This window comes from Haemophilus sp. HMSC068C11 (assembly GCF_001815355.1).
Lineage (GTDB): Bacteria > Pseudomonadota > Gammaproteobacteria > Enterobacterales > Pasteurellaceae > Haemophilus_D.
In genome coordinates this window covers 69,797-85,092 of sequence record NZ_KV820361.1, presented here as the reverse complement: position 1 = coordinate 85,092, position 15,296 = coordinate 69,797, and the positions used below count along the sequence as shown (strand labels likewise).

13 protein-coding genes are annotated in these 15,296 nt (G+C 39.5%); 2 read left to right on the top strand and 11 right to left on the bottom strand.

Annotated elements, in window-relative coordinates; genetic code table 11:
- Positions 1-10: 10 nt before the first annotated feature.
- The 4 genes from uppS to pyrH all read right to left on the bottom strand — a co-directional run bounded on the left by uppS (position 11) and on the right by pyrH (position 3,455).
- The gene (uppS, locus tag HMPREF3020_RS04170) at positions 11-730 is read right to left on the bottom strand and encodes a polyprenyl diphosphate synthase (protein ID WP_070775655.1); all 720 of its coding nucleotides are present in this window, start codon (positions 728-730) and stop codon (positions 11-13) included.
- 40 nt (positions 731-770) lie between these two features.
- Positions 771-1,970 carry a 1-deoxy-D-xylulose-5-phosphate reductoisomerase gene (gene ispC / locus HMPREF3020_RS04165; RefSeq protein ID WP_070775654.1) on the bottom strand — a complete coding sequence of 400 codons (1,200 nt, stop codon included), beginning with the start codon at positions 1,968-1,970 and terminating at the stop codon, positions 771-773.
- Between the two features lie 89 nt (positions 1,971-2,059).
- A complete protein-coding gene (gene frr, locus HMPREF3020_RS04160; RefSeq protein ID WP_005696784.1) occupies positions 2,060-2,617 on the bottom strand; it encodes a ribosome recycling factor in 558 nt (185 codons plus the stop codon).
- A 124-nt stretch (positions 2,618-2,741) separates the two neighbouring features.
- Positions 2,742-3,455 (bottom strand): UMP kinase, encoded by a 714-nt coding sequence (gene pyrH / locus HMPREF3020_RS04155; RefSeq protein ID WP_049367890.1) that lies wholly within the window; start codon positions 3,453-3,455, stop codon positions 2,742-2,744.
- A gap of 125 nt (positions 3,456-3,580) precedes the next feature.
- Here pyrH and HMPREF3020_RS04150 point away from each other — a divergent pair, with 125 nt between their 5' ends.
- Positions 3,581-5,140, top strand: a complete 1,560-nt coding sequence (locus tag HMPREF3020_RS04150; RefSeq protein WP_070775653.1) for a phosphoethanolamine transferase — start codon at positions 3,581-3,583, stop codon at positions 5,138-5,140.
- A gap of 71 nt (positions 5,141-5,211) precedes the next feature.
- Here the strand turns inward: HMPREF3020_RS04150 and tsf are convergent, their stop codons facing one another.
- The 4 genes from tsf to mtr all read right to left on the bottom strand — a co-directional run bounded on the left by tsf (position 5,212) and on the right by mtr (position 9,184).
- Positions 5,212-6,063, bottom strand: a complete 852-nt coding sequence (gene tsf, locus HMPREF3020_RS04145; protein WP_049381735.1) for a translation elongation factor Ts — start codon at positions 6,061-6,063, stop codon at positions 5,212-5,214.
- A gap of 133 nt (positions 6,064-6,196) precedes the next feature.
- Positions 6,197-6,919, bottom strand: a complete 723-nt coding sequence (gene rpsB / locus HMPREF3020_RS04140; RefSeq protein ID WP_005698638.1) for a 30S ribosomal protein S2 — start codon at positions 6,917-6,919, stop codon at positions 6,197-6,199.
- 169 nt (positions 6,920-7,088) lie between these two features.
- Positions 7,089-7,862 (bottom strand): class I SAM-dependent methyltransferase, encoded by a 774-nt coding sequence (locus HMPREF3020_RS04135; RefSeq protein WP_070775652.1) that lies wholly within the window; start codon positions 7,860-7,862, stop codon positions 7,089-7,091.
- 65 nt (positions 7,863-7,927) lie between these two features.
- A complete protein-coding gene (mtr, locus tag HMPREF3020_RS04130; RefSeq protein WP_070775651.1) occupies positions 7,928-9,184 on the bottom strand; it encodes a tryptophan permease in 1,257 nt (418 codons plus the stop codon).
- Between the two features lie 121 nt (positions 9,185-9,305).
- Here mtr and HMPREF3020_RS04125 point away from each other — a divergent pair, with 121 nt between their 5' ends.
- Complete coding sequence (locus HMPREF3020_RS04125) at positions 9,306-10,085, top strand: M48 family metallopeptidase (RefSeq protein ID WP_070775650.1); 780 nt, start codon at positions 9,306-9,308, stop codon at positions 10,083-10,085.
- A 129-nt stretch (positions 10,086-10,214) separates the two neighbouring features.
- On the opposite strand, the gene HMPREF3020_RS04120 is transcribed toward HMPREF3020_RS04125, so the two are convergent.
- The 3 genes from HMPREF3020_RS04120 to HMPREF3020_RS04110 are packed head-to-tail and all read right to left on the bottom strand — an operon-like array spanning position 10,215 to position 15,153.
- The gene (locus HMPREF3020_RS04120) at positions 10,215-13,319 is read right to left on the bottom strand and encodes a multidrug efflux RND transporter permease subunit AcrB (protein ID WP_070775649.1); all 3,105 of its coding nucleotides are present in this window, start codon (positions 13,317-13,319) and stop codon (positions 10,215-10,217) included.
- A 13-nt stretch (positions 13,320-13,332) separates the two neighbouring features.
- Positions 13,333-14,529, bottom strand: a complete 1,197-nt coding sequence (locus HMPREF3020_RS04115) for a multidrug efflux RND transporter periplasmic adaptor subunit AcrA (protein WP_070775648.1) — start codon at positions 14,527-14,529, stop codon at positions 13,333-13,335.
- A gap of 30 nt (positions 14,530-14,559) precedes the next feature.
- The gene (locus HMPREF3020_RS04110; RefSeq protein WP_070775647.1) at positions 14,560-15,153 is read right to left on the bottom strand and encodes a TetR/AcrR family transcriptional regulator; all 594 of its coding nucleotides are present in this window, start codon (positions 15,151-15,153) and stop codon (positions 14,560-14,562) included.
- Between the last annotated feature and the right edge of the window lie 143 nt (positions 15,154-15,296).

Sequence of the window (15,296 nt, the reverse complement as noted above, 5' to 3'; positions counted from 1 at the left end):
AGTTCTCCGCTTATTCTGTCGCGCCAAAACGGCGATGACGTTGTTGATAGCAGGCAATTGCCTGATTAAAATCTTTTTCACTAAAATCCGGCCAAAGCACTTCTAAAAAACATAATTCCGCATACGCAATTTGCCAAAGTAAGAAATTACTAATGCGTTGCTCACCGCTCGTCCGAATTAACAAATCGACTGGTGGCTCATCTTGTGTGACTAAATGTTGCTGGAAAAGTGATTCATTAATATCACTCACCGAAATCTCATTATTTTTTACTTTTTCAGCGAGTTGTTGAGTCGCTTGAACAATATCCCAACAACCACCGTAATTAGCCGCAATATTTAACGTCAGTGCAGTATTATTTCCCGTTAAATTTTCTGCTTTTGCGATCTTCTCTTGCAATTTTTCACTAAAACGAGAAACATCACCGATAATCTTTAAACGAATATTATTTTTATGTAATTTTTTGACTTCTCGATCAAGCGCTTGCATAAAGAGCGTCATTAAAGCGCTCACTTCTTGCTCTGGACGATTCCAGTTTTCGCTGCTAAACGCATATAACGTCAAAAATTTAACACCCGTTTGTCGTGCATAGCTCACCGCTCGGCGCACGGCTGCCACCCCATTTGTATGGCCAAAAATACGCAACTTATTTTGTTGCTTCGCCCAGCGCCCATTACCATCCATTATGATGGCAACGTGTTCGGGAATATTATTGTTATCAAGTTCTTTCATTCTAAAATATTCGGATTTTATGACCGCACTTTGGTGTATTCTACATTAACTTTTTAATCAGCGAAGCGGCTAATTCACGTGCTTGCTTATCTACGGCTAAGACATCATCAATGCTTGAAATAGTAGAAGCTGGCATTTGCTCAACCGTTGCTTGGTTAATTTTCGCAATATCTGTAAATTTAATATAGCCATCTAAAAAGGCTTGTACTGCGATTTCATTTGCCGCATTCATTGCGGTTGTCGCATACTGCCCTTCTGCAAAAGCATCGATCGCTAATTTTAAATTTGGATAACGATTAAAATCAGGTTCGATAAATGTCAATTCTTTGATTTTAAAGAAGTCTAATGGTTCCACACCACTGACTGTACGATTTGGATAAGCCATGGTTTCCGCAATTGGTGTGCGCATATCCGGATTGCCCATTTGAGCAATGACCGAACCATCTACATAACGTACCATTGAATGAATAATAGATTGAGGATGAATAATCACTTCCATTTCATCAGCCGATGCATTGAAGAGCCAGCGGGCTTCAATGTACTCTAAACCTTTATTCATCATCGTGGCAGAATCCACGGAGATTTTTTTACCCATTGACCAGTTTGGGTGAGCGACGGCTTGTTCTGGCGTAATATGTTCAAACTCGTTTAATGGCGTATAACGGAAAGGCCCACCAGAACCAGTTAAGACAATTTTACTGACCCCCAATTCTTTCAAAGGACAGAACCCAACCTTTTCTTGTGCCTCAGGCGGTAAGGATTGAAAAATCGCGTTATGTTCGCTATCAACAGGCAATAATTTTACTTTTGACTGCTTCACTGCATCAATAAAGATCTGGCCACAAGTCACCAACGATTCTTTATTCGCAAGCAAGACTTTCTTACTTGCTTTTACCGCAGAAAGGGTCGGTAGTAATCCCGCCGCACCAACAATGGCTGCCATAACTTGATCAGCATCTGGATGTGCTGCCAGCTCACAAATAGTTTTCTGCCCAGCTAAGACTTCCGTTTTAATGTGGTGTGAAGCTAATTTTTCTCGCAATACTTTTGCTGCATTTTCATCATCTAACGCAGCAAAGTGCGGTTGAAATTTCACGCATTGTTCAAACATTGTCTCAACATTTTTGCCCCCTACTAACGCAAAGGCATGGTATTTGTCAGGATTATGTTCGATAACAGAAAGGGTGCTATGACCAATAGAACCGGTTGATCCTAAAATAACAAGATTTTGTTTTTGCATAAAATTTCGACCGCACTTTGTGCTTTTATTTTTTAATCAGAATAGAACAAGGGCAGACACTTGGTCTGCCCCAAAACATGGTTCGACAATTAGAAATCCATTAATTCTTTTTCTTTATCTGCTAAGATCTCATCCACTTTTTTGATATAGCTATCAGTGACTTTTTGAATGATTTCTTCTGCTTTGTGTTGATCGTTTTCGCTGATTTCTTTGTCTTTTAATAATGCTTTGATTTTATCATTTGCATCACGACGTACATTACGAATCGCGACTTTACCTTGCTCACCTTCGCTTTTTACGATTTTGATTAAATCACGACGGCGTTCTTCAGTTAATGGAGGAAGAGGCACGCGAATTGTTGTACCTGCTGAAGATGGGTTTAAACCTAAATCAGACGTTAAAATTGCTTTTTCTACTGCACTGATTAAAGAACGGTCAAATACTGTTACCGCTAAAGTACGAGCATCTTCTGCAACAACGTTAGCTAATTGACGAAGTGGTGTCGCCGCACCATAGTATTCCACTTGGATTGCATCTAATAAGCTTGGTTGTGCACGGCCTGTACGGATTTTTGCAATATGCCCACGCAACGCTTCGAGGCTTTTTTCCATGCGAGCTTCAGCATCTTGTTTGATTTCATTAATCATTCATCTGTCCTTTTCAATAAATAAAGATAAAACACAGTGATTTTACTGGATTTTTAGGGAGTTTTGAATAAATTTATTCACAAAAAAGGCGAGATACTTTCTCGCCGTTTTATTCGTTTAAAAATTAACTAATCGTTGTACCTTCTTCTGTACCGAGTACAACTTGGCGTAACGCACCTGGTTTGCACATATTAAATACACGAATTGGCATACCGTGGTCACGAGCAAGCGTGAATGCTGCCAAATCCATTACTTGTAATTCTTTATCAATCACTTCTGCATAAGATAATTTATGGTATAGCTTCGCATTAGGATTTTTTGCAGGGTCGCAATCATACACGCCATCAACTTTGGTCGCTTTTAACACGATATCCGCTTCAATTTCGATACCACGTAAACATGCCGCAGAATCTGTAGTAAAGAACGGGCTACCGGTACCGGCTGAGAAAATGACTACACGTTTTTCACGCAACATTTTGATGGCTTCAGACCAGTTATAGGTATCGCAAATCCCATTTAATTGGAATGCAGACATTAATTTTGCATTCACATCTGCACGATGAAGCGCATCACGCATTGCCAAGCCATTCATCACCGTTGCAAGCATCCCCATATGGTCGCCCACTACGCGATTCATGCCGGCTTTAGCTAATTTTGCACCACGGAATAAGTTACCACCACCGAGCACAACACCAACTTCCACGCCCATTTCAATTAATTCTTTAATCTCTAACGCCATACGATCAAGGATCGAAGGATCGATACCGAAGCCCTCATCACCTTGCAATGCTTCACCACTTAATTTCAATAAAATACGTTTGTAAATTGGTTGGCTCATTTGTCTTTTCCTTTGTCGGTTACAAAATTTGGCTTATTCTAGCAAAAGAGCGAAAAAGTTAAAAATGGAAATTAGTCAGAAAAGTGCGATAAAATATCGCTGTTTTGATTTTATAGGTAAACTTTATGAAGATTTCAAAAACCTCACAAATTTTAACCGCACTTTTTTCTTTGGCTTGCGCCATTGCTGCGGGTTATTTGATTTTACGAGGTTCAGGGATGTTTCCTGAGCCATCTATTAGTCTGATTTTACTCGCGGCTATTTTCATTATTTTATTAAGTAGTAGCCGAAAATCTTTCTATTTTATTTTATTACCCTTAGTTTGCTTACACGCAATTTATACGCCAACAGGCTTAAATTTTGGTGCACCAAGCTACCAATATATTGCATCGGTTCTCGCGACAGATATGTTAGAGACCAAAGAGTTTCTCATGCAAATCCCTGTAAGCAGCTATTTAGCTGCATTAGCTATTCCAGTTTTAGTCTTTTTACATTACAAAAGTGCGGTCAAGTTTGGGGTGAAATTTTATCGCAATAAAACATTCATTGCCCTCGCTACCCTGTTGATTGGTTACAACTTACCCATTGCTGCGCCATTAAAAGAAACGATAGATTCGAGTGTACAAATCGTTAATGAATGGCAAAAATTGAAAAAAATGTCACAGGAAAGCAGCTGGGGACAATCCACATTAGAAAATTCTAAATACCAAGATTATGTGATTATTTTGGGTGAAAGTGCGAGAAAAGATTACTTGCATGCGTATGGATACCCCGTCAATGACACACCATTTATGTCATCTGCAAATGGTACACTGATTGATGGTATGACATCTGCAGGAACCAACACTGTCGCCTCATTGCGCTTAATGTTAACGTTACCTGATAAAGAAAAATGGGAACCAAACTATGATTTAAGCTTAGTGGATCTCATTAAGTCTGCAGGTCTGAAAACCTACTGGCTGTCTAATCAAGGTTTCTTAGGTGAATACGATACGCCAGTCGCTTCGCTTGCATCAAAATCTGATGAAACCATTTTCTTGAAAAAAGGTGGGAGCTTTAATTCGACAAACTACAGCGATTTTGATTTAATCCCTAAATTTGCCCAAGTTTTAGAAGATCCAACACAAGGTAAACGCTTTATTGTATTACACATTTATGGTTCACATCCGCTCGCTTGCGATCGCATTGAAGATTACCCGAAAATTTTCAATGACAATGACATTGAGAAAAAGAACGAATACTTAAATTGCTATATTACATCCATTAAGAAAACCGATGATTTCATCAAGAAAGTGTATGAAACGCTCAAAGAAAACGAGCAAAAAACACACCGCACTTTCTCCATGATTTATTTTTCAGATCATGGTTTATGTCATCAGGAAGATGATAAACATGGCGTCACCTTGTTTAACCAAAACTGCCACAGCCAATTACATCATAATATTCCGCTCTTTAAAATTTCATCTGATGATACGGCACGTAAAGAATACAAAGCCTTTAAATCTGGTTTGAATTTCTTAGAAGGTATTGCTAATTGGATTGGAATTAAAAATCCGAAGCTCACATTAGAAGAAGATTTATTCTCTGAACAAGCTGACAAAGATGACTATGGACTGAAAAAACTGATTGAAGAAAAATATCGTAAAGATGCAGACCCTGCCATCGATATTCGTCCAAAGAAATAGAAAATCTTAAATTTCAGACAACAAAAAAGCCGATATTCAATATCGGCTTTTTTATATCTCAATGGAGAAAATTAAGCGTTACCGCCAGTGATTTTTGCAACTTCAGCTGCGAAATCTTCTTCTTTTTTCTCGATACCTTCACCCACTTCTAAACGGATGAAGTTAGACACTGAAGTGTTTACTGATTTTAAGAAGTCACCTACAGATACAGAAGGATCCATGACGAATGGTTGACCTGTTAATGAAACTTCACCAGTGAATTTCTTCATACGGCCTTCAACCATTTTCTCTGCGATTTCTTTTGGTTTACCAGAGTTAACTGCGATATCAATTTGAATTTGACGCTCGTGTTCAACAACATCTGCAGGTACATCTTCTGGGTTCACGAATTCTGGTTTAGATGCCGCTACGTGCATTGCCACTTTTTTAAGTTCATCTTCTGAACCTTCACCTGCAACTAATACACCGATTTTTGCACCGTGTAAGTATTGAGCAATCACTTGACCATCTAAGTAAGCAACACGACGGATGTTCATGTTCTCACCGATTTTAGCCACTAATGCAGCACGTTTTTCTTCAAATTGTGCTTGTAACGCTTCGATAGTGGTACCTTTGTGTGCTGCTGCGAAATCAGCTACTTCGTTTGCTAAACCTAAGAAACCAGCATCTTTTGCTACGAAGTCAGTTTCACAGTTCATTTCAACTAATACACCGAAACCATTTTCTACACGAGCAAGGATAACACCTTCAGCTGCAACACGGCCTGCTTTTTTAGCAGCTTTAGCTTGACCAGATTTACGCATGTTGTCGATTGCTAACTCGATATCACCGTTTGCTTCAACTAATGCTTTTTTACATTCCATCATACCGGCACCGGTACGTTCACGAAGTTCTTTTACTAATGATGCTGTGATTTCAGCCATTTTAAAAATCCTCTGTCGAAAGTACGATTCATTTTGACCGCACTTTTAGATAAAAATATAGGGGCTAAATTTTAGCCCCTATGCCAATTAATCGTTTGATTATTAAGGGCTTCGCCTTATTGCAAAACTTAAATTATTCTGCGTCAGCTGCTAATTCTTCAGCAACTTGAGCTTCGTTACCACGACCTTCTTTAACCGCTGCTGCAGCTGCAGAAACGTAAAGTTGGATAGCACGAGTCGCATCATCGTTACCAGGGATAACGAAATCTACGCCAGCTGGAGTTGAGTTAGTATCAACGATAGCAAATACAGGAATACCTAGGTTATTTGCTTCTTTAACAGCGATATGTTCGTGGTCTGCACCGATAACGAATAACGCATCTGGTAAGCCGCCCATATCTTTGATACCGCCAAGGCTTAATTCAAGTTTTTCCATCTCACGGGTACGCATTAACGCTTCTTTTTTGGTTAATTTGTCAAAAGTACCGTCTTGAGATTGAGTTTCTAAATCTTTTAAACGTTTAATTGATTGACGAACGGTTTTCCAGTTAGTCAACATACCACCTAACCAACGGTGGTTTACATAATATTGTTGACAGTCTAATGCTGCAGCTTGTACTGCTTCTTGAGCCGCGCGTTTAGTACCAACGAATAATACTTTACCGTTGTTGCTAGCAATACGGGTTAATTCCGCTAAAGCTTCGTTGAATAAAGGTAAAGTTTTTTCTAAGTTGATGATATGAACACCGTTACGAGCACCAAAAATGAAAGGTTTCATTTGTGGATTCCAGTAACGAGTTTGGTGTCCGAAGTGTACGCCCGCGTTGATCATGTCGCGCATTGAAACTTGTGCCATAATATTTTCCTTTTGTTGGGGTTGAGCCTCCACATATCAGCTAATCGACCGTTTGGCACCCCGATTAAGCCTTAATGATATGTGTGTGTTGTTAATAATTAAAAACGCTGCTTTTGAAACCCAAAAACAGCGGTGCGATTTATACCATAAAGTGCGGTCAAAAACCAGCTTATTTTGTTAAATTCATCACTTTTCTTGCTTTAATAAACAATAAAGGGGGACGATGCCGCAAATCTTTAAATTCATCATGCCATTGTGGCTGCTCGGCTAACATGGGTTCAGCCATTTGTTCAATTTGAAAACCTGCAGCAATTAAATCATTAATAATCGTTGCCGTCGTGCGGTGATAGGTTTTAAAAGGTTGTTGAAACCAATTCCGCTCTCTCAATCCTTCATCACGGTAATGATTTAAACGATAAGCGACTTGCTGTTTTTTCTCATTTTTTTCCCAGCGCTCCCCTTCTTTATGGCAAGTTGTAATCGGATGCTCTTGGGAAAAAACCAGTGTGCCGTTAGGCTTAAGTTTGTTGGCAATGGAAGCTAATAAAGCTGGAAAATCTTCAATATAATGAAAAGCAAAAGAGCTAGTAATGACATCAAAATCACGTTCTGGCAATTCTGACAATTTTTCCATCGGTAGCTGATATAACGAAAAACGACCTGAAAACTGACCGCACTTTTGCAGATCTTTTTCAGCTTGTTCGAGCATTTTTTCGGAAAGATCGGTTCCAATCACTTTATCCGCACCTCGTTCTAGATAAAGTTGTAAATGCCCGCCAGTGCCACAACCTAGGTCTAGTAATTTCTTCCCTTGCAAATCAGGTAACAGGAAAAGCATCGTTGGCTTTTCCACTATTTCATTGAGACTGATGGGATTAGATCGAAGTTTTTGATAAAGCTCAAAGAAGTTTTCTTTATCGTAAACACTCGTTTTGTTATTCATTTTGTTTCCTATGCAAAATTAAAAAGGGCGTATTTGATACGCCCCTGCTATATTAACGTGAAAACTTATCCTGCGAAACTTGCAAACCATCCTAAGTTTGCGCCTACTTGTGCCACAATATTTAACACACCGAATAAGATCACAAAGCCAATCATAAAATTACCGCCATACACTTTATAAGTTGCATTTGGGAATTTTTGACGACTGGCTTTAGCAAGTAGTGCTGGCACGATTGCTGCCCAAATGGTTGCGGCTAATCCGGCATAACCAATAGCGATCACAAAGCCATAAGGGAATTGTAAACTTAACAATAGTGGCGGTAAGAATGTCACCAATGTGGTTTTTGTTCTGCCTAATAAGCTGTCATCAAATTTAAATAAGTCGGCAATATAATCAAATAAACCTAACGTTACCCCTAAGAATGAGGTTGCAATAGCCATATAAGCAAAGAAATTCAACACAACGGCAATGTATTCCACTTCAATGTATTTATGTAACGCTTCCAATAATGCTGATACATCGCCACCTTTTGCAATCACCGGAGCAAACTCGGTACGCGGTAAATTACCTTGCACCGCAAGCTGCCATAAAATGTAAATCACTAAGGCTAAACCTGTACCAATAAAGATCGATTTCATCACGCGACGACCATCACGATCGTAATATTTGACGAGACTCGGTACATTTCCGTGGAAACCAAAAGACACTAAGCAAACTGGAAGTGCGGTCAATAAATAAGGCAAATAGCTTTGTTCACCTTCCGCAATGGTATTGAATAACACCTCTGTTTTTACAGAGCTCAATAAGCCTGCAGTAGAAAGGAAGAAAGCGACTACCATCCCAACAATCAATACCGTCGTGAAACGGTCCACCGCTTTAGTAGAAAGCCATACAAAAGCCGCAAGAATAAAACAGAAAATTAAGGAACCGGAAGTACGCCCAATATCGACCGCACTTTCTGCTGAGCCAAAAGCTTGATTAAGCAAGTTTTGTGTAATACCACCACCAGAGGTGATATAAGCATAAGTTAAAATATATAAGACGAAAGCAACAGAAAGACCATTGATAATATTCCAACCTTTCCCTAACAAATCTTTTACGATGGTGTCAAAGCTTGAGCCGGTAGGATAATGTAAGTTGGCTTCTAGAATCATCAAACCTGATGTGGTCATACAGAACCAAGTGTAAATCAAAGCCAGAATAGAGCCGATAAACCATACACCTGCTGTCGAGGTTGGGTTAGCAAGCATGCCAGCACCAATCGCGGTCCCCGCAATAATCATGGCGCCGCCTAATAAAGAAGGAGATTTTTTTATTGTCATCGTTAAGTCCTAAAACAAAAATTTGCACTATTATAGTAGTACAAATTTAAAAGACAATCTTTTTGTATCGACAAAACACAATAAATTTATATAATCAGCCATCTCAACAAAAGGATAATTTATGAAAAAACAACTCAAAAGTTTTGCTTTTGCTGTATTAGCAGGGGCGGTTATCACGTCTTGTGCGGATTCTGCCTCAATCAATCAAGAAGCAGCAAGCAGCTATACACAAGAAATGGGGAAAATTCGCTCACAAGGTGCGATTGATACCACATCAAATACCGCAAGACGTATTCATCATGTCTTTAACAAAATGGTGCCTTATGCAAACCAAGAGAATGAAACTGGCTTAAAGTTTAATTGGCAAATCAATGTCATTAAATCTAAAGAGCTCAATGCTTGGGCAATGCCTGGCGGGAAAATGGCTTTCTACACAGGTTTAGTAGATACTTTACAACTAAACGATAATGAAATCGCGGTTGTAATGGGTCATGAAATGGCTCACGCCTTAAAAGAGCACGGTAAAGCCAAAGCCAACTTCGGCACCATGAGTGCGATTGCTGGCGCTATTGGTGGAACAGCTCTGTCTGTTGTCGTTGGAGCCGATGTGACTGATTTAGTGACACTTACTAAAGACTTTGCTTTAGATAAACCGTACTCTCGTAGCGCAGAAACTGAAGCGGATGAAGTTGGATTAATGCTAATGGCTCGCTCAGGTTACAATCCACAAGTTGCGCCTGGTTTATGGCAAAAAATGGCTAAAGCCTCTGGTGGTTCTAAAGGTGCGCTTGACGTGTTAGCTTCTACTCACCCAAGTGATGAGTCCCGTCAAGAAAACTTACAACGCTTATTACCAGAAGCGATGGAACTTTACAAAGCCGCTAAAAATAAAAATGGCTAAATAAAAATGGTTAAAAAATTGACCGCACTTTCATAAATAAAAAGCCAACATCATGTTCGCTTTTTTAATCTCCAAAAGAAAACCGCACTTGAAAAATCAAAGTGCGGTTTGTTTTTATCGTATTTTCAATTAATGTTGTTCGTTAATGTGACCTTCAATTGGTTTTACATTTTCATCAAACACTGGTAACGGTTTGTGTTCGCTTGCAATGTAAGAATAAATCACTGGCAACACGAACAAGGTAAACAATGTACCGATAGCCAAGCCTGCCACAATAACGATACCAATACTGAAACGAGATACCGCACCCGCACCTGTTGCATAAAGCAACGGTACAAGACCTGCAATCATCGCAGCGGTAGTCATCAAAATTGGACGTAAACGTACTTTAGCCGCTTCAGTGATCGCTTCAATACGCGTTTTACCGTGGTTTAACTGCTCTTCTTTCGCTACTTCACACATCAAAATACCGTGTTTCGTAATAAGACCAACCAGGGTAATCAAACCCACTTGTGAGTAGATATTGAGTGTCGTTCCAGCAATCCCTACAAATCCAAAGGCATTTAAGGCTAATAACGCACCACTTACAGCTAACGGCACAGAAATCATAATCACGATTGGATCGCGAATTGATTCAAACTGAATTGCCAAGACTAAGAAAATAATCACTACCGCAAGTAAGAACGTTACAGCAAGCGCATTACCTTCTTGTACTAACTGACGCGCTTCACTTTTAAAGTCATAGTTATAACCCTGTGGTAACGTATTTTTCGCATTGTCCTGTAACCATTGGATCGCATCACCAATTGAAGTACCTGGCATCGGTACAGCACTAATCACCGCAGAGTTTAACTGGCTGAAACGAGGCAATGTACTTGGTTGTGGTTCCAATGTAGCCGTCACCAAGCTGCTTAATGGAACAGAGGTACCATTTGCTGCGGTGATGTAATACTTATTAAAACTTTCCGGAGATAAACGATTGTCACGTTTTACTTGGGAAATAATTTTGTAAGCTCGACCATCAATATCCACACGTTCAATGGTTGCGGCAGATAAGAAGCTGCCTAACGTACGGCTGATTTGTTGCATTGTAATGCCATAAGTTCCTGCTTTTTCACGATCGATCTTAATACGCATTTGAGCAGTATCAAATTTAAGATCGAGATTGGTATAAACGAACTTGCTGGATTTTTGCATATCCTCTAAGAATTTACCCGCCACATTTGCTAAATCACCGTAGTCTTGTGATGTGCTGATCACAAAACCAATTGGAGGACCTTGCTCCCCTGTATTAATTTCTGGGAACGCAAAGCCTTGTACAGACACTTCAGGAATAGATTTCGCTTTTTCATTCAGCTCATTCATGATAGCTGTTTGGCTTTTTGAGCGTTCTTTCCAATCTTTTAAAATTACAACGTTTAAAGATTGGTTAGAGCTTGGTGCCCCTGAAATCGTCATCGCAAACTGTACTTCTGGCGTATTGGTTAAAATCTCTTGATAAGGTGTCATCGCATTTTGCACATAATCCACGTTTACGTTAGACGGTGCAGAACCGATTGCCAAAAATGCGCCTTTGTCTTCCGTTGGTGTTAATTCACTTGAAAGTGATTTAAACAACACTGGTAAGGTTGCAAAAATGATTGCCGCAAACATCAACATACATTTACGGTTTACCATCGCCAAATCAAGTACATACGCATAAGCTGCATTCACTTTACTAAGGGTATGCTCTACTCGTTGTTCCAATTTACTTGGAGCCTCATTGGATTTTAGCAATTTACTGGTCATCATTGGTGAAAGCGTTAATGCTACGATACCGGAAATAAATACTGCTCCAGCAAGGGTTAAAGCAAACTCTTTAAACAACGTACCCGTAATACCGCCCATTAACGCCATTGGAGAATATACCGCAATCAAGGTAATGGTCATGGAAATAACCGGAACGGCAATTTCACGCGTACCGATAATCGCCGCACGGAATGGCGTTTCACCTAACTTAATGTGGCGGTCTACGTTTTCCAATACCACAATTGCATCATCCACCACCAAACCGATGGCTAGAACCAATGCCAGCAACGTCATCAGGTTAATAGAAAAATCAAATGATTGAAGCAACATGATTACCCCAATTAATGAAATCGGAATGGTGATAAGCGGGATTAAAATCGCGCGGAATGAACCAATAAACATGGTAATCACCACTAACACGATTATCGTTGCCTCAACAATCGTTTTGATTACTTCATTAATTGAGTTATTAATCGCAATTGTACTGTCATATAAGATGTCAGATTCAATAGCATCCGGTAGATTATTTTTAATACTGTCATATAGCGGACGTACTTTCGCAGCTACCGTTAATGGGTTTGCTGATGAGGTTGGGTTAATCTCTAATACAACAGAATCTGCGCCATTGGCTACCGCACGTGAGCTATCGCTTGATTTATTTAACTCAATATCAGCGATATCGCGTAAACGTACTAACTTATCACCGTTAGACGTCACAATTAAGTTACCTAATTCTTCAACCGATTTTGTTGTGGTTTCTACTTTGTTTTTATAGGTTACAAAATAGCCATTATCATTACCAGCCGCCGTTTGAACGTTATTCGCTGATAATGCAGACATCACTTTTGTGGCTGAAAGGTTTTGAGCCGCCATTTTTTCTGGATCTAACCAAATACGAAGTGCGTACTCAGATGCACCAAAGATCTGCACACTCGCCACCCCTTCTACAGTAAAGAACTGAGGTTTGACTACGCGTTGAATATAGTCAGTCACTTGGCTTGCATCAAGCTTGTCAGAACGGAAACTAATATACATAATCCCCGAACCACCGGTTGATGAAGAAATCGTTGGATCTTCAATACCACTTGGCAATTCAGAACGAACTGAGTTAACTTTAGCTAAAACATCTGCCAATGCCGCATTCGGATCCGTATTTAATTTCATTTTTACGGTGACTGTTGAAGAACTTGGGCTAGAACTTGAAGACATATAGTCCACATTATCCGCTTGCGCTACCGCCTCTTCAATTTTGGAAGTGACAAACGCTTGAATTAAGTTTGCATCCGCCCCTGGATATGCTGTGGTTACCGTAATTACCGTTGTGGTCATTTTCGGATATTCGCGCACAGCCAATTTCGAAATTGCTTGTAAACCTAAAATAATGATTAACAAGCTAATCGAAACTGCCAAAACAGGACGACGAATAAATATATCGGTAAATTTCATTCGCTTTTCCTAATTAAAGATTCGTTTTATTCGCAGGTTGTTCAGTACCTACGCCCGCTTTATCTACAACAGACACTAATGAGCCGTTACTTAAGTTTTGCTGACCGCCGGTCACAATTTTATCGCCGACTTTGACTTCATCGCCTTTTAATTGCGCATAAATGCCTTGACGATCTTTCGTAAATACAGTGATTGATTTTGCACGGTACATATTCGCCGCTTTTTCTGCGCCGCCTAATTTCTCAATATCTTCATCGGAAAGTGCGGTCAAAATATAAAGCGATTCGCCATACATGTTGTAGCTCACTGCCACTTGTGGCACAACGATTTGATTATGCTCAGTTGGTAAAGCGACATGTAAGCGGGTAAACATTCCAGATAATAATTTTGCCCCATCTTCCGGCTCAAATGTTGCTTGAACATCTACTAAACCGGTTGAAGAATTAATTGCCGGCTCAATGGCAGTAACTTTTGCTGCAAAGGTTTCACCTTTACGCGCATCCGCCGTAGCCGTTACTTTTTGACCAATATGCAATTTATCTAATAGGTTTTGAGCAATTGCAAAATCCACTTTCATAGAAGAACGATCTTCCACACGCACAATTTCAGTACCGTTTGAAACGTACTGACCAACATTCACTTTCACGATACCGGCTTTACCATCAAATGGTGCCACGATTTGGCGACGTTCAATTGCTGCTTTTAATGACTCAATATTTGCCGCTTGTGCTTCATAAGCTGCTTTTGCATTATCTAATTCTTGACGAGAAACAGCCCCGCTGCCTGCAAGGTTTGCATAACGTTGATAAGTTTGACGTAATGACACCACCTGAGCTTGTGCGGCTTGTAAGCTTGCACGCTCAACTGAGCTATCTAACTCAACTAACAAATCACCTTTTTTCACGCTCTGACCATTTTGTACGAGCACTTTAGACACCGTTCCTGCACTTTGAGCGCTTAACATCGCCCCTTGATTCGGACGAACAAGACCTGTCGTTTCAATGATTGGTGTCCATTCTGAAGCCTTAACTGTCATTGCAGTCACAGGAGAGGCTGTTTCTGGTTTATTTGCTAAGAAATCAGCAATGCCTTTTGCCTTCATTTGATTAAGGAAAATCATTGCTGCAAAAATTAACACAAACACGCCTAACGCTAATTTCAAAAAGAAAACGTGTGAGCGCTTTGGTCTATTAGTTTGAGTTATACTCATTTGGAAAACTCCATTAAGACAATAAAATGACTACTTCTGAATTGCACGCCAAGAGCGTTCAATGACAGATTCTAACACCGCATCGGTAACCGCTATACCGAGAAATTTGTTATCTGAGGCTAAAACTATTGCAGTATCTAGACTCAGCAAAAATAAAATTCGAGGTTCTAAATCAGCTAACACATTTGCTGCTTGTCCATTGAGACAAAACTGATCCCAACACGAACACTCCATTTCTTTGCAGGTTTCAAGAAACTCCGGCAAAGATTTATACTGATTCATATTTGAAAAAATTTTTGGATTTTCTTGAAGAAAATGCCAAATATTCCACCACATTTTTCTGTATTGTTCGAAAAAAGGTTGGCTTTCATCAAAACCTTCTTCAATCGCCAAAACAAACTTATTGAACACTCGACGAGCAAATTGTGCTAATAACTCGTCTTTACTCTTAAAATAAAGATAAATCGTACCTGCTGCGATGCCTGCTTCCTTAGCTAACTTATGCATAGAAAGCTTATGCATAGAAAGATGATGTAATCCTTCTTTTGCCATAAGACGATCTGTTGCATCAAAGATCTGCTCACTGACATCAAGCTTCGTTTTAGAGGCTTTTACTTGTCGCATAATAAAAAATTAAATTCTTAGGGTTATATATGAGAAAGGTCATTTAAGATGAATATCAAAAATGAATAAACGTTCATTTTATTGATTTTTCGTTTTTTGGCAAGTGAAAATATAAAAAAAGTGCGGTTATTTTTAACCGCACT

What these genes read in the sequence shown, in the direction of transcription:
- rpsB (WP_005698638.1), bottom strand. Translation starts at nt 6,919, where the DNA reads ATGGCACAAGTTTCAATGCGCGACATGATCAACGCGGGCGTACACTTC.
- uppS (WP_070775655.1), bottom strand. Translation starts at nt 730, where the DNA reads ATGAAAGAACTTGATAACAATAATATTCCCGAACACGTTGCCATCATA.
- HMPREF3020_RS04125 (WP_070775650.1), top strand. Translation starts at nt 9,306, where the DNA reads ATGAAAAAACAACTCAAAAGTTTTGCTTTTGCTGTATTAGCAGGGGCG.
- pyrH (WP_049367890.1), bottom strand. Translation starts at nt 3,455, where the DNA reads ATGAGCCAACCAATTTACAAACGTATTTTATTGAAATTAAGTGGTGAA.
- HMPREF3020_RS04120 (WP_070775649.1), bottom strand. Translation starts at nt 13,319, where the DNA reads ATGAAATTTACCGATATATTTATTCGTCGTCCTGTTTTGGCAGTTTCG.
- mtr (WP_070775651.1), bottom strand. Translation starts at nt 9,184, where the DNA reads ATGACAATAAAAAAATCTCCTTCTTTATTAGGCGGCGCCATGATTATT.
- frr (WP_005696784.1), bottom strand. Translation starts at nt 2,617, where the DNA reads ATGATTAATGAAATCAAACAAGATGCTGAAGCTCGCATGGAAAAAAGC.
- tsf (WP_049381735.1), bottom strand. Translation starts at nt 6,063, where the DNA reads ATGGCTGAAATCACAGCATCATTAGTAAAAGAACTTCGTGAACGTACC.
- HMPREF3020_RS04150 (WP_070775653.1), top strand. Translation starts at nt 3,581, where the DNA reads ATGAAGATTTCAAAAACCTCACAAATTTTAACCGCACTTTTTTCTTTG.
- HMPREF3020_RS04135 (WP_070775652.1), bottom strand. Translation starts at nt 7,862, where the DNA reads ATGAATAACAAAACGAGTGTTTACGATAAAGAAAACTTCTTTGAGCTT.
- HMPREF3020_RS04115 (WP_070775648.1), bottom strand. Translation starts at nt 14,529, where the DNA reads ATGAGTATAACTCAAACTAATAGACCAAAGCGCTCACACGTTTTCTTT.
- HMPREF3020_RS04110 (WP_070775647.1), bottom strand. Translation starts at nt 15,153, where the DNA reads ATGCGACAAGTAAAAGCCTCTAAAACGAAGCTTGATGTCAGTGAGCAG.
- ispC (WP_070775654.1), bottom strand. Translation starts at nt 1,970, where the DNA reads ATGCAAAAACAAAATCTTGTTATTTTAGGATCAACCGGTTCTATTGGT.